The following is a 13,180-nucleotide window of genomic DNA, read 5'->3' as shown; positions in this document are numbered from 1 at the left end:
CCAGGATGTAAACAAAAATCCTCTACCCCAACCAGGCCGGGAAGGCGGCAAGATCAGCAAAATCCAGCAACGCATCAGCCAAGGCCTCCAATTCGGTCACAGACAAGGCCCTGACTTTTCCTAATAACTCTGGGGCAACCTCACCAAAACGACGCTGGAGGAGACGCAAGACCACCGTTACTTCTCCCTGCTGTACCCCCTGTTGAATCCCTTGGGTGACTCCCTTTTGCAAAATATCCTGATATGTGACGGATTCCTGCATAACCTCCTCCCGAAAGATGGCATGAATCAGGTCTTTCTCAAATCGTAGCCCAGCCAAGACATCACAGCAGGCCATCAGTTGTGCTCGCCCAGTTGGAGTGGGGATTTGCTGAAGTTCAGTGGCAATTATTTCCAGAAGTTGTTGGGCATTGGTTGTTTGACAAAGGGTTGCTAAGGGCATTGACACTCCCCGTCCTGAAGTCGGAGGATATATTTTATCGGAGGCCATGGGGGTCAACCTTGCTGGCGGCAAGAGAGCGGGCCTGAAGGCGAAACTGCGTGTTGTTATCCCTGAGTTCTGGGCAGCCTGTCGGGGAGACGTGGCTAAAATTCTCAAAATAGGCCCGCACAGGTTGAGGTAAGTCCGGTAGTTCCACTCTCGCATCCCCCGCCGAAACCTGGGCCCAAACCTCTTGCAGTTGGGGGGCAAGACGATCTGCCTGGACTTGATCCAAACTTAAGGGCGGCAATGTCAAATACCAGGCCATAAACCCCAAGCTGCGATTAACTAACCACTGGCGAGAATGGGCCTGTAAATCTGGGGCCGTGGGGACGGCTTGGACATAGTGGGTGGTGATTTTGACTTCCGGTTCGAGAGCGTCTAACTGGGGGATTTCAACGCGGCGATAGGGATGGGGATAACTAGCTAGGGAACCAGTGGTAATTTCATACAATCCCTCGGCATAGGCAATATTCTGCACATGGAGGTGTCCGGTAATTAATAAAGGCACTTGGTGCTGTTTCAGGAGTTGTCGCAAAGGAGCCGCATTGGCCAAAATATAACGCCGACTGAGGATATGCTCGGCCTGATCAGGTAAATGGGGAATCACATTGTGGTGGATCATCACCATCGTCAGGGTCGGCTCCGGGACAGAATTCCCTAAGATTTCCTCTAGCCAGGCCCATTGTGCTGACTCCAGATAGCCAATTTGCTTCCCCTGGTCATTAAAAGTGTTGGAATTGAGGGCAATTAAGCGTAAGCCTGGGGCCGGGTAGCAACAATAGTAATGCTGATGGGGATCCACATAGCCGGCCTGGGGATAAAACAGGGGAAACTCAGCAAAGCCAATGGAGCGACCATCCGGTTCCGGCACGGGCAAATCATGATTTCCGGGGATGACATAGGTGGGGAAAGGGAGTTTTTGGAGACGCTCCCCCAACCAGCGATGATTTTCTGGCTCTCCATGCTGGGTTAGATCGCCGGGTAATAGGAGAAAATCAATCCCTAACTGGGTTAAATCAGCCAAGGCAACTTCAAAAGCCGGAATACTAAATTCCACGAGGGGAAAGCGGCGACTCGGCTCGGGCAGGGTTTCCGGTAGGGCAATATGGGGATCACTAATAATGCCAAAACGCACCATGATGGCCACCGAGGCTCTAATGCCGGAAATAGCGACGATTCGTGAAGACCATCACCAGGCCAAGCTCATTAGCCGCTTGGATGGACTCTTGATCTCGCAAACTGCCCCCTGGTTGAACAATGGCCTTAACTCCGGCGGCGGCGGCGGTTTGGACAGAATCTGCAAAGGGGAAAAAGCCATCACTGGCTAAAACAGCCCCTTGGGCAGCCGCAGCAGCATCGGCCAAGGCAATTTGCACCGAACCAACCCGATTCATTTGCCCAGCCCCAATGCCGAGGGTTTGTAACTCTTTAGCAACCACAATGGCATTGGACTTGACGTGCTTCACGACTTTCCAGGCAAAGATTAAATCTTGCCACTGCTCTGGAGTGGGCTGGGACTGGGTGACAATTTCCCATTGATCTGGGCTGGGGGCTTGTTCACTAGCGGCTTGGGCCAAAAAACCCCCAGCAATCGTGCGAATGGGCAAGGGGGGGCCGACAGTCAAATCTGGAGCCACTAAAACTCGGACTTTGGGCTTATGGGCTAACTGGGCCACGGCGGCGGGTTCACAACCTGGGACAACCACACATTCTAAAAAGGTTTGGGTTAATAGTTCGCTAGTTTCTGCATCCAAGGGGCGATTCAGAGCCACAATGCCCCCAAAGGCGGAGACACTATCGGCGGCAAAGGCGCGCTCATAGGCTGACTTGAGCGTTGAAGCAGTGGCAACCCCACAGGGATTTGTGTGCTTAACAATGACGGCGGTGGGTTGATCGGAAAATTCCGCCACTAAGGAGCGGGCCGCTTCCAAATCTAGGAGATTGTTATAGCTGAGTTCCTTGCCCTGGAGGAGATCGGCAGCGGCCCAACCCGTAGGAGTTGTCCCAGTCCGATACCAGGCCGCGGCTTGATGGGGGTTTTCACCATAGCGTAGGGTTTGCTGAATTACACCACTCAAGGTAAACGTCGCCGGCAACGGTTGATCTGGGTTCGAGTCAGCGGCGGTCAGGAGATAATTGGCAATGGCCTGGTCATATTCGGCGGTGTGGGCAAAGGCGGCCTGGGCACATTGCAAGCGAAATTCTGGAGTAGGTCTGGCTCCTGCTGACCGCAACTGCTGGAGATAGGCAGCGTATTGACTGGGATTGGAGAGAACCGTGACATGGGCATGATTTTTAGCGGCGGCGCGGATTAACGTTGGCCCACCAATATCAATATTTTCAATCGCATCCCCAAAGGAGACATCGGCTTTGGCAATGGTGGCCTGAAAGGGATAAAGATTGACCACCACCAAATCAATGGGTTCCATGGCCTGGGCAGCTAGGTCTGCTAAATCCGCCTCTAAGTCTCGCCGAGCTAAAATGCCGCCATGAATTTTCGGATGGAGAGTTTTGACCCGCCCCCCCAGAATTTCTGGAGATTGGGTATAGTCTGAAACTTTCGTGACCGGGATATTGGCAGCGGCTAAGGTTGCAGCTGTCCCACCACTGCTGAGGAGTTGGAACCCAAATTCTGCAACTAGGGTTTGAGCCAAATCAACCAGGCCAGATTTATCGGAGGTGCTGAGAAGTGCCAGGCGGGTCATGAACGTATCCAATCGCTACCTTCCAGCATAGATAACTTTGGACACAGTAGGATAATACCGTGCTTGCCGGAATCAATCAGGGATAGCCTTGCCCCAGCATTATCTAATTTTCTACAAACCCTATGGGGTGCTCAGCCAATTTAGCCCAGAACCAGGGGCTTCCCACCCCACCCTGAAGGAGTTTATTCCCATCCCGGATGTCTATCCAGTCGGGCGTTTAGATCACGATAGCGAAGGCTTGTTACTCCTGACCGATGATGGGCGATTGCAACACTTTCTCAGTGATCCCCGCTACGGGCACCGCCGCACCTATTGGGTCCAAGTTGAAGGGCAACCCACCGCGGCTCAACTGCAACAACTGCGCCAAGGGGGCTTAAAAATTCAAAATTATTTTACTCGTCCAGCCCTGGTTCACCATCTTCCAGTTTCTCCCGATTTACCAGAGCGTGATCCCCCGATTCGCCATCGAGCCAAAATTCCAACGGCCTGGCTAGAGTTAACCCTTAGAGAAGGTCGCAATCGCCAAGTCAGACGGATGACCGCAGCCGTGGGTTTGCCAACCTTGCGCTTAATCCGCTGCCAAATTGAGAACCTATCCATAGCGGGACTCACCCCAGGCCAATGGCGACCCTTAACCAAGGCTGAGTGCCAGCAAATTCGCCCCAAAGGACGGTAAACCCCCGTTAAGAAACCTGGGCTGCCAAGGGTAATTCTTGGTTCAATTTGCCGCTGCGAAAGCCTTCTAAGTCCAACGTCACATAGGTAAAGCCCAATTCTTGCCAGGCCTGGACGAGGGCTTCTAAATCTGTTTCGGCAATAAATTGCTTAATTTGTCCAGGGGGGAGTTCAATGCGGGCCGTGGTGGCCTGGGAGCGCACCCGTAATTCTCGCCAGCCTAATTTGCGGAGGTATTGTTCGGCCCGCCCCACCCGTTGCAATTTTTCCAGGGTAATTTCTTCGCCATAGGGAAACCGGGAACTTAAGCAGGGTTGGGCCGGCTTATCCCACCAGGCCAGGCCGAGTTCTTTGGCTAACTGCCGCACCTCTAACTTGGAAATTCCCACTTCTGCCAAAGGCGAACGCACCCCCCGTTCTTTGGCCGCCTGAATCCCCGGACGATAATCTTGGCGGTCATCGGCATTCACCCCATCCACCACATAGTCATAGCCAAGGGCTTGAGCCAAGGGTTTTAAGGTGTCGTGGAGTTCACTTTTGCAGAAATAGCACCGATTGACGGGATTAGCCGCATAGCCGGGCCGGGCTAATTCTTGGGTTTCCACTAATTTATGGGTAATGCCAATGTCTAAGGCATGATCTTCTGCTTCGACTAATTCTTCCGGCAGTAAGGAGGGGGAAACTGCGGTCACCGCTAAGGCTTCGGTTCCAAGAACATCCCAGGCCACCTTGGCCACCAAAGAGCTATCAATCCCGCCGGAATAGGCAACCAGGGCCCGGCCCATTTCCGCAAACAGGGTTTTCAGTTGATTGAGTTTAGGCTTAAGAGTCGGGGAAACGGTCATGAATGGCCCAACCTATCCATATAACTTGGCAAACTTAGCTTGGCTTCAACAGCCCTACTCCTCTAGTTTATCCCTTCCCCTCTAACCCCGATCCGCCAGAGATTGATCCCCAACTTGCCCCGGTCTGGTTCAAAACTGCAAGGACTAAGTTAGACTCTAACGTATCAGCCATATATTTTGTTCTGATAGTTTTCTTTATCTTCCTTTATATTCCCCTCATCAACTGCCCATGTTTGGACTTATTGGTCATCTCACCAGCCTCGATCATGCTCAATCTGTTGCCCGAGACTTAGGTTATCCCGAATATGCAGATCAAGGCCTGGAATTTTGGTGTATGGCCCCGCCCCAGATTGTGGATGAGATTACGGTGACCAGCATCACGGGCAAAACCATTCAGGGAAAATATGTCGAATCCTGCTTCTTGCCGGAAATGCTGGCCCAACAACGGATGAAAGCTGCAACCCGTAAAATTATTAACGCCATGGCCCACGCCCAAAAACATGGAATTGACATCACAGCCTTAGGGGGATTTTCCTCGATTATCTTTGAGAATTTCAACCTCGAGAAGATGCCTCAAGTTCGCAATGTTGAACTCGACTTCAGCAAATTCACCACAGGCAATACCCACACCGCCTATGTCATCTGCCGACAGGTTGAACAAGCCTCGGCCCAACTGGGTATTGACCTATCCCAGGCCACAGTGGCGGTTTGTGGGGCAACGGGGGATATCGGTAGTGCCGTCTGTCGCTGGTTAGATAGTCAGTTAGATGTGGCTGATCTGCTGTTAGTGGCCCGCAACTCCGAACGCCTTCAGTCCCTCCAAGATGAACTCGGTCGCGGCAAAGTCTTACCCCTAGAAGAAGCCTTACCCCTAGCCGATATTGTAGTCTGGGTCGCCAGTATGCCCAAGGGTGTAGAAATTCAAGCCGAGACCCTCAAGGAAACCTGTTTGATGATTGATGGTGGCTACCCGAAAAATCTAGGGACAAAACTCCAACGGCCTGGGGTCTATGTCCTTAATGGCGGCATCGTTGAGCACAGCTTAGATATTGATTGGCGCATTATGTCCATTGTGAATATGGATGTTCCATCCCGGCAGATGTTTGCCTGTTTTGCTGAAGCGATGCTCTTAGAATTTGAAGGTTGGCACACTAATTTTTCTTGGGGACGGAATCAAATTACGGTCGAGGCGATGCAGAAAATTGGTGACGTTTCTCAAAAACATGGATTCGTACCGCTGTTGTTAGGGATTTAGGCGCAGGGCCTGGTTTGTGGTTGGGAAGTTTTGGCCGCTTTACCCCCAATAGTGTTGAGAACTGACTCTATCAGACCGATTGTTATGACTAATATATAAATTCTAAGGAAACTCAAGACATGGCTACCCCTGAACGCCGCCTCTTATTGGAGTTTGAAAAACCCTTGGTCGAACTCGAAGCCCAAATTCAACAAGTCCGCGACAAATCCTCTGAGTTAGGGGTAGATGTGGCCGAGCAAGTCCGGCAACTGGAGCAACGGGCCGCCCAAGTCCGGCGAGAAATTTTTAGCCAACTCACGCCAGGCCAGAAGCTCCAAGTCGCGCGCCATCCCCGCCGCCCCAGCACCCTCGACTATATCCAGGCCATCAGCGATGAATGGATGGAACTTCACGGCGATCGGCGGGGTACCGATGATCCAGCCATTGTGGGGGGGGTTGGTCGTGTGGATGGACAGCCCGTAGTGTTGTTAGGCCATCAAAAAGGCCGGGACACCAAAGATAATGTCTTGCGGAACTTTGGCATGGCCTCCCCCGGTGGTTATCGGAAAGCAATGCGGTTAATGGATCATGCCGACCGGTTTGGGATGCCCATCTTGACCTTTATTGACACCCCCGCGGCCTGGGCTGGAGTCGATGCGGAGAAATTTGGCCAGGGAGAGGCGATCGCCTGTAATTTGCGGGAAATGTTTCGCCTGAATGTGCCAATTATTTGTACGGTCATCGGGGAAGGGGGGTCTGGTGGAGCCTTGGGCATCGGGGTTGGGGATCGGGTCTTAATGTTTGAGCACTCCGTCTATAGTGTTGCTCCCCCTGAGGCCTGTGCAGCTATTCTCTGGCGAGATGCCCAAAAAGCGCCCCAGGCCGCAGAAAGTTTGAAAATTACGGCTACGGATTTGCAACGGTTGGGAATTATTGATGAAATTCTGGCTGAACCCGTTGGTGCCACCCACAGTGATCCCGTCCAGGCCGCTGACAGTCTCAAAACAGCCATTCTGCGCCACTTAAACGAACTCCAGGCCATGAGTGGAGCCGAACGCCGCGAATTACGCTATCAAAAATTCCGCCGCATGGGAGTCTTTACCCAGGCCAGCTAAACTACCCCATTCATTCACTACAATCCCCCAGTTTATGTTACCCTCCTCACCCCAACGCGCCCTCATTACTGGAGCCAGTAGTGGAATTGGTGCTGCCACTGCCCTAGCCCTGGCCCAGGCCGGGATTAACTTAGTTCTCGTAGGGCGTAATCAAGAAAAGTTGGCCCAGGTAGCGGCAAAGGCCATCGCCCTCGGTGTCAAAGCCCCCACCTTTAGCCTTGATTTAGCGGACATCCCCAATGTCAAAGCTGAAATCACAAAGGTTCTAGATCAGGTGGGGCCGGTGCAAATTCTGATTAATAGTGCTGGCATTGCTCAAACCGCCCCCCTTGCAGAAATGTCCTTAGAAGACTGGCAAGCCATTATTAACCTGAATGTCACCAGCATTTGGCAATGTACCCAGGCCCTCATCCCCTCCCTGCGATCCCAGCGGTGCGGTACGATAATAAACGTGGTTTCTATTGCCGGGCAACAGGTGTTTTCCAACTGGGGAGCCTACTGCACTAGTAAATTTGCCCTGATGGGATTCACAAAAACCTTAGCCGCTGAAGAACGCCAACATGGAATTCGGGTCATTGCCCTTTGTCCGGGTGCTGTGGATACTCCCATCTGGGATCAAGGAACGATTGTCGGAAACTTTGACCGCACGTCCATGTTGTCGCCGGAAAGCGTAGCCCAGTCTATTCTCTATGCCATTCAACTCCCGCCCCAGGCCCTTGTGGAAGAACTCGTCTTAATGCCCTTGGGCGGAACCCTCTGACTGTCCCCTCGGACGGATAAAGCTTTGACCGCGCTTGTTGATTGTTTAACCTATTCCTTTCACTAATTTCATCGCCATGACGATTTCTACCAACACGCTTAATTTGCCCGATCCCCCTGCCAACGGAAAACGCCCGACTACGGCTCCCATCCTCCCCGACCGGAATACCCATCAAGGCAAAGAACCCCTCATTCAAGCCCCACCGGTTGATGTGGCCAAGGATGAAATGATGGCCGCTGTCAAAACCATGCTTCTGAGTGTGGGGGAGGATCCGGAGCGGGAAGGCCTGCTAAAAACCCCCAAACGGGTGGCCGAGGCAATGCAGTTTCTCACAGGCGGATACTCACAATCCCTAGAAGAATTGGTCAACGGGGCGGTATTTGATGAAGGCCATGATGAGATGGTACTGGTGCGCGATATTAGTGCCTTTAGCCTTTGTGAACACCATATGCTGCCCTTTATTGGCAAAGTTCATGTGGCCTATATTCCCAATCAACGGGTGATCGGGCTGAGTAAATTGGCTCGGATTGTCGAGATGTATGCCCGCCGCCTCCAAGTCCAAGAACGCCTAACTCGCCAAATTGCCGAAGCGGTGAATGAAGTCCTCGAACCCCAAGGTGTGGCTGTGGTCATGGAAGCCTCCCATATGTGTATGGTGATGCGAGGGGTGCAAAAGCCTGGGTCGTGGACGGTGACAAGTTCGATGTTGGGTGTATTCCGGGAAGACCAAAAAACCCGCGAAGAATTTCTCAACTTGGTACGGCATCAGCAAAACTTCTAAGCTCACTTGCTGTTGTTTTTTGTGTTTCCTGTTTATTCAATAGCTTAGACGTACTCACAAGTATCTAGCCCAGGAGCAAATTTACTCTATTCAGGAAGCTTTATTCAGGCTTCAGAACTTCTCGAATACTATTGTCTGTAGACTCAGGGTCTCTTTTTCTGAGACGATTTTTAAATGACAGACATTAATAAGGCTCTTGGGCAGGTTCTGATTAAATACAGAACACTAACGAAGATTTCGCAAGAAGAGCTTGCTGACAGAGCAGGTATACATCGTACCTATGTCAGTCAGATAGAACGTGGCTTAAAATCGCCCACGTTGTCCGTCTTGTTTCAGGTCTCAACATCTCTAAACACTACTGCCAGTATTTTGATAGCTGAAGTTGAGCAGGCATTAAATGACATACATTATTAATCCTAATTTTAATATTTTTTGCGGATTTGAAGTGAATACTAAACATATAGAGTCTCCACTAAATCAAACAAATGAATTTCTAGAAACTATTCCTCCGACTGTTTACAAAAATATTGATTATAAAACTACAAGTTCGATTGTTGGCTCAATGTTTTGCCATTCTATAGCAGGAGTGACAGAAGCAATAGTTAACCCCATAGAGAAAGGTCATCCTGATGTTATCCCCAAGGGAGGTGAAAACTCATCGGAGGAAGAATTGCGTAATTATCCTGTCGGTCTAGAGATTAAATGTACGGTTGGAAATATCACTAAAGGTACAAATCTCAGAGCAGGAGAACCAAGAATTAATGCTTTAGAAGGAATTACTTGGCAGTCCTATCATCAAGAAGTCAAAGAATTGTTGGGATTAGTCTGGGATTTTGTAAAAAGTGAACATGAATTTAACAATCCCAAAGTCACAGCTATTTTCTACGCAAATAGTCTGATTACAAGTGATTGGGGGAATATTAGTGGAACAGAAGGTCGGAATACTAAAGTGACAGGCATGAAAGTAAGTGGTAAAGAGAAGATGGGAAAAGGCTGGGTAGCTTTAATTAATGTTCATTTGTACAAACAGACTTATCAGAAGATCATGAAATTCCCTATTTAGTTAAAAATTGAAAAAGTTCAAGTTGCTTATTGGCTCTATCGGATTGGTAGTAGATAAATTCCTTGCTGGTTTTTCCTGCTACACCCTTTAAATCTAGCAATGATCTGAATGGCAAATAATCACCATAATGACCTTCACAAAATATCACTTCTCCCTTCCTTTTCCTCGACCATTGTGCTAATTTTCTGTAGTCAATAAGTTTGCTTCCATAGCGATAACCTTTTCCAGCATCCTCTTTATAGGGTGGATCGATAAACCAAGTGGCTTCTATATCGGGGGCTAACGTGTAATCTCCACAGATAATGTTCCAGTGTTTAATCTTAAATAAATTTTCAGACATATATTGTTTACTAATCTCCCAGTTTCTAGCAAGAACAGGAGTCACTTTAATAGTTTTATAGTGAAATGCCATTTTCGTGGCAGCATGAATAATGTGAAGAAATTCGGAGCTTTTTTCGCCGATCGCTAAGTCGGGTAAATTCTTGATTACAAGTGGCGTTGCTTCATCAACTAACCATTTCCAAATTGCGGAGACACGCTCGTCTCTCTCCACCAAGAAGATATTTTTTTCCAATTTTCTCCGTGTAGTTAATAAGAAGCTGAACCTGCAAACGGCTCAATGATAGCTTCAAAATTAGGAGCGGGGTAGTGCTTGGCTATTTGCTTTTTTCTGCCGTAGTAGTAGAACATCTGTCTTCTTGAATTTGAATACTATAGTATTAGTTGAAGAGGTGGAAGTCAAGTGCTGGCTTCAAAGGTGAATCGAAAGATGAGTGATGAGCTAATGCTTTCCACTCAACGATGAGACAACCAGAGCAATCTCCTATACTGATAGCAAAAGCTCAGCCCTTTATTAAAACCATGACTGCCTCTCTCGCTCGAGTTCTAACGATTGAAGAATTTCTTGAACTTCCATATATCGAAGAATCTCCGGCCTGGGAATACATTGATGGGGTGGCGATTCAAAAGCCAATGCCAAAAACTCGACACTTGCTTCTCCAGATGCGCCTGCTGACTGAGATTAATCGTCATAGTGAAACTCACACCGCCTTGCCAGAGCTACGCTGTACATTTGCTGGACGTTCTGTTGTGCCTGATATTGCCGTCATCCCTTGGAGTCAAATTCAAGTCAACGAGGTTGGAGAGCCAGAAGATAATTTTATGGCAGCCCCTGATTGGTCAATCGAAATCCTGTCACCGGCTCAGAAGGCGAATCGTGTTATTGATAACCTGTTACATTGCCTAAAGTATGGCTGTCGGTTGGGGTGGATGCTTGATCCGGATGATTACTCTGTCCTCATCTTTACCCCCCACCAAGAACCTACTGTTTGCCGGGAAGGGTGTAAGTTGCCAGTATTAGAAGAAGTAGATTTAGAACTCACAGCCCAACAAGTTTTTGGATGGTTAAAAATTAATTGATTATGTCAACACAACAACCCATTCATGTGATCGGCGGGGGGTTAGCGGGGACTGAGGCGGCCTGGCAAATTGCCCGTGCAGGATGGCCGGTGATCTTATGGGAAATGCGCCCAACTCAGCAAACCCCGGCCCACCACAGCGAACATCTGGCGGAACTGGTCTGTAGTAACTCCTTTGGGGCGATGGCCAGTGATCGGGCGGCGGGGTTATTGCATCAGGAATTACGGCAACTGGGTTCGGTGGTGATTGCCAAGGCGGATCAACATCAAGTTCCGGCTGGGGGCGCGTTGGCAGTGGATCGGGGGCAGTTTAGTCAGGATTTAACGGCAACTTTAGCTGAACATCCCTTAATTGAATTGCGTCGTGAAGAACTTCCCGAAATTCCCCGCGCTGGGATTGTGGTTTTGTGTACCGGCCCCTTGACTAGTCCGGCGTTGGCAGCAGATTTACAACGGTTCACAGGCCTGGACTACCTCAGTTTCTTTGATGCGGCTAGTCCGATTGTGGTGGGGGAAACCATTAACCGGGAGATTGCGTTTTTGGCCTCTCGCTATGACAAGGGGGAAGCTGCCTATTTGAACTGTCCAATGACCCAGGCCGAGTATCAAGCTTTTTGGGAAGCCCTAAACTCTGCGGAACAGGCCCCCTTAAAGGATTTTGATCGCGAGACAGCCAAGTTTTTTGAAGCCTGCTTACCTATTGAAGAACAAGCCCGCCGGGGGATGGAAACCTTGACCTTTGGCCCCTTAAAACCAGTGGGCTTGAGTGATCCTCGCTATCCTGAACAACCCAGGCCCTACGCCGTGGCACAACTGCGGCAAGAAGATAAAGCCGGGCAACTCTGGAATTTAGTTGGCTTTCAAACCAATTTACGTTGGGGTGAGCAGCAACGAGTGTTTCGGCTGATTCCAGGCCTGGAGAATGCTGAATTTGTCCGCTTGGGGGTGATGCACCGGAATACGTTCTTGAATGCGCCGAAACTCCTAACGGCAACCCTGCAATTTCAAGATCAACCCCATTGGCTCGCGGCGGGGCAATTAGTGGGAACCGAGGGTTATACGGCAGCGGTGGCAGGAGGCTGGTTGGCGGGAGCCAATGCTGTGCGGTTGGCCCAAAATCTTGAACCTGTGACCCTACCGGAAACCACGATGAGCGGGGCCTTAATTCACTACATTAGTACGGCCGATGTTAAACATTTCCAACCGATGCCGCCGAATTTTGGGATTATGCCACCCTTAGAAAAACGAATTCGCGCTAAACAGGAACGCTATGGAGCCTATCGAGATCGGGCCTTGGCGGATTTGGGGGCCTGGTATTGTCAACTAATTAAGGATCTAGTCCCAGCAGGTTAGTGAAATAAATACCAACGGCAATTCTGGAGCATCACTGCCAAACTAGATATTCCATCAGTGGGATATTCCGATTCTTTGACAATGGGCGCGCTGGACTCAAAACACAATCATCTGCCAGGCCAGCTATCAATTCCCTAATCAAACAAGTCTGGAATAGAAAAGTCCCATAGAATAGCTGATCAGTCTTCACCTCGGCCTCTATGATTCAGTGGCTTGCCCCAACCAGGCCAGTTGAGTATTCCCTGTTGTCTGCACTTCCCCAGGCCCGGCATCAAGAATAAAAAAAACCACGCCACTGCTACAGGTAATATCTTGGACAGTGTGCCATTGCCCCTCTACTAAAATCTTGACCGCTTTGACTGCCCCCCGCCGCCAACTCCGCCAAACTTCACTGGCTAGAGATTCATACAACTGATCTCCCTCCGGAATCGCAATTTGGATGAAGGGAACTAAGGGAGTCTTCAGGGCCTTGACATCGGGAAAGAACGAGAATTGTCCCAAGGTTTGCCGGAGTTCGTCCCAACAATTAATATGGCGTTTAACCGATAGTTTAATTGGGTTTTCCCCAAGCTTTACCGTGGCAATCACACCAGACTTATTATCCACTAATTGCAGTGTCCCAAAGGCCGATTCAACCCGATAACTAGGATTGGATATAAGGGTAGATTCTCCTTGAAGTAGGGCTTGAATAAAGGCAGTAAAAAGCTCTTGATCATTCATGTTCTGTAAGTAATAGGTTAACAATAA

General features: G+C 49.7%; 15 protein-coding genes. 9 read left to right on the top strand and 6 right to left on the bottom strand.

Annotated elements, in window-relative coordinates; genetic code table 11:
* Positions 1-22 precede the first annotated feature (22 nt).
* The 3 genes from RIF25_RS07380 to purH are packed head-to-tail and all read right to left on the bottom strand — an operon-like array spanning position 23 to position 3,189.
* Entirely contained in the window at positions 23-442 is a 420-nt protein-coding gene (locus tag RIF25_RS07380; protein ID WP_322877907.1) for a DUF4351 domain-containing protein, read from the bottom strand.
* A gap of 34 nt (positions 443-476) precedes the next feature.
* Positions 477-1,622, bottom strand: coding sequence for a metallophosphoesterase family protein (locus tag RIF25_RS07375; RefSeq protein WP_322877906.1), 1,146 nt, complete (start codon positions 1,620-1,622; stop codon positions 477-479).
* A 16-nt stretch (positions 1,623-1,638) separates the two neighbouring features.
* Positions 1,639-3,189, bottom strand: coding sequence for a bifunctional phosphoribosylaminoimidazolecarboxamide formyltransferase/IMP cyclohydrolase (gene purH, locus RIF25_RS07370; protein ID WP_322877905.1), 1,551 nt, complete (start codon positions 3,187-3,189; stop codon positions 1,639-1,641).
* 88 nt (positions 3,190-3,277) lie between these two features.
* On the opposite strand from purH, the gene RIF25_RS07365 reads away from it, so the two are divergent.
* Positions 3,278-3,865: a pseudouridine synthase gene (locus tag RIF25_RS07365; RefSeq protein WP_322877904.1), complete on the top strand. Its 588-nt coding sequence runs from the start codon at positions 3,278-3,280 to the stop codon at positions 3,863-3,865.
* 7 nt (positions 3,866-3,872) lie between these two features.
* Here RIF25_RS07365 and larE read toward each other — a convergent pair whose 3' ends face one another.
* Positions 3,873-4,709: an ATP-dependent sacrificial sulfur transferase LarE gene (gene larE, locus RIF25_RS07360; RefSeq protein WP_322877903.1), complete on the bottom strand. Its 837-nt coding sequence runs from the start codon at positions 4,707-4,709 to the stop codon at positions 3,873-3,875.
* A gap of 229 nt (positions 4,710-4,938) precedes the next feature.
* On the opposite strand from larE, the gene RIF25_RS07355 reads away from it, so the two are divergent.
* From RIF25_RS07355 to RIF25_RS07335, 6 genes are all read left to right on the top strand, one after another.
* On the top strand, positions 4,939-5,964 hold the full coding sequence (locus RIF25_RS07355; RefSeq protein ID WP_322877902.1) for a long-chain acyl-[acyl-carrier-protein] reductase: 1,026 nt from the start codon (positions 4,939-4,941) through the stop codon (positions 5,962-5,964).
* A gap of 119 nt (positions 5,965-6,083) precedes the next feature.
* Complete coding sequence (locus tag RIF25_RS07350) at positions 6,084-7,058, top strand: acetyl-CoA carboxylase carboxyltransferase subunit alpha (RefSeq protein WP_322877901.1); 975 nt, start codon at positions 6,084-6,086, stop codon at positions 7,056-7,058.
* 34 nt (positions 7,059-7,092) lie between these two features.
* Entirely contained in the window at positions 7,093-7,818 is a 726-nt protein-coding gene (locus RIF25_RS07345; protein ID WP_322877900.1) for an SDR family oxidoreductase, read from the top strand.
* A 76-nt stretch (positions 7,819-7,894) separates the two neighbouring features.
* Positions 7,895-8,599: a GTP cyclohydrolase I FolE gene (gene folE / locus RIF25_RS07340; RefSeq protein ID WP_407682359.1), complete on the top strand. Its 705-nt coding sequence runs from the start codon at positions 7,895-7,897 to the stop codon at positions 8,597-8,599.
* Positions 8,600-8,773: 174 nt separating this feature from the next.
* Positions 8,774-9,013: a helix-turn-helix domain-containing protein gene (locus tag RIF25_RS17220; protein WP_407682358.1), complete on the top strand. Its 240-nt coding sequence runs from the start codon at positions 8,774-8,776 to the stop codon at positions 9,011-9,013.
* Entirely contained in the window at positions 8,997-9,662 is a 666-nt protein-coding gene (locus RIF25_RS07335; protein WP_322877899.1) for a hypothetical protein, read from the top strand. The genes RIF25_RS17220 and RIF25_RS07335 overlap by 17 nt, the downstream gene beginning before the upstream one ends.
* Here RIF25_RS07335 and RIF25_RS07330 read toward each other — a convergent pair.
* On the bottom strand, positions 9,655-10,236 hold the full coding sequence (locus RIF25_RS07330) for a hypothetical protein (protein WP_322877898.1): 582 nt from the start codon (positions 10,234-10,236) through the stop codon (positions 9,655-9,657). The two genes, RIF25_RS07335 and RIF25_RS07330, sit on opposite strands and share 8 nt — an antisense overlap.
* Before the next feature lie 287 nt (positions 10,237-10,523).
* Between RIF25_RS07330 and RIF25_RS07325 the strand changes: the two genes are divergently transcribed.
* Both RIF25_RS07325 and trmFO read left to right on the top strand, forming a co-directional pair.
* The gene (locus tag RIF25_RS07325; protein WP_322877897.1) at positions 10,524-11,081 is read left to right on the top strand and encodes a Uma2 family endonuclease; all 558 of its coding nucleotides are present in this window, start codon (positions 10,524-10,526) and stop codon (positions 11,079-11,081) included.
* Between the two features lie 2 nt (positions 11,082-11,083).
* Complete coding sequence (gene trmFO, locus RIF25_RS07320; protein WP_322877896.1) at positions 11,084-12,433, top strand: FADH(2)-oxidizing methylenetetrahydrofolate--tRNA-(uracil(54)-C(5))-methyltransferase TrmFO; 1,350 nt, start codon at positions 11,084-11,086, stop codon at positions 12,431-12,433.
* A 198-nt stretch (positions 12,434-12,631) separates the two neighbouring features.
* Here the strand turns inward: trmFO and RIF25_RS07315 are convergent, their stop codons facing one another.
* Positions 12,632-13,153 (bottom strand): hypothetical protein, encoded by a 522-nt coding sequence (locus RIF25_RS07315; protein WP_322877895.1) that lies wholly within the window; start codon positions 13,151-13,153, stop codon positions 12,632-12,634.
* Positions 13,154-13,180 lie beyond the last annotated feature (27 nt).

Source organism: Pseudocalidococcus azoricus BACA0444 (genome assembly GCF_031729055.1).
Classification (GTDB): Bacteria; Cyanobacteriota; Cyanobacteriia; order Thermosynechococcales; family Thermosynechococcaceae; genus Pseudocalidococcus; species Pseudocalidococcus azoricus.
Note: the sequence above shows the minus strand (reverse complement) of the source record. Positions and strands in the feature narration are given on the sequence as shown.

Bases quoted from the DNA above. Each gene is read 5' to 3' on its own strand.
- RIF25_RS07380 (WP_322877907.1), bottom strand. From the start codon at position 442: ATGCCCTTAGCAACCCTTTGTCAAACAACCAATGCCCAACAACTTCTG.
- RIF25_RS07375 (WP_322877906.1), bottom strand. From the start codon at position 1,622: ATGGTGCGTTTTGGCATTATTAGTGATCCCCATATTGCCCTACCGGAA.
- purH (WP_322877905.1), bottom strand. From the start codon at position 3,189: ATGACCCGCCTGGCACTTCTCAGCACCTCCGATAAATCTGGCCTGGTT.
- larE (WP_322877903.1), bottom strand. From the start codon at position 4,709: ATGACCGTTTCCCCGACTCTTAAGCCTAAACTCAATCAACTGAAAACC.
- RIF25_RS07355 (WP_322877902.1), top strand. From the start codon at position 4,939: ATGTTTGGACTTATTGGTCATCTCACCAGCCTCGATCATGCTCAATCT.
- RIF25_RS07350 (WP_322877901.1), top strand. From the start codon at position 6,084: ATGGCTACCCCTGAACGCCGCCTCTTATTGGAGTTTGAAAAACCCTTG.
- RIF25_RS07345 (WP_322877900.1), top strand. From the start codon at position 7,093: ATGTTACCCTCCTCACCCCAACGCGCCCTCATTACTGGAGCCAGTAGT.
- folE (WP_407682359.1), top strand. From the start codon at position 7,895: ATGACGATTTCTACCAACACGCTTAATTTGCCCGATCCCCCTGCCAAC.
- RIF25_RS17220 (WP_407682358.1), top strand. From the start codon at position 8,774: ATGACAGACATTAATAAGGCTCTTGGGCAGGTTCTGATTAAATACAGA.
- RIF25_RS07335 (WP_322877899.1), top strand. From the start codon at position 8,997: ATGACATACATTATTAATCCTAATTTTAATATTTTTTGCGGATTTGAA.
- RIF25_RS07325 (WP_322877897.1), top strand. From the start codon at position 10,524: ATGACTGCCTCTCTCGCTCGAGTTCTAACGATTGAAGAATTTCTTGAA.
- trmFO (WP_322877896.1), top strand. From the start codon at position 11,084: ATGTCAACACAACAACCCATTCATGTGATCGGCGGGGGGTTAGCGGGG.
- RIF25_RS07315 (WP_322877895.1), bottom strand. From the start codon at position 13,153: ATGAATGATCAAGAGCTTTTTACTGCCTTTATTCAAGCCCTACTTCAA.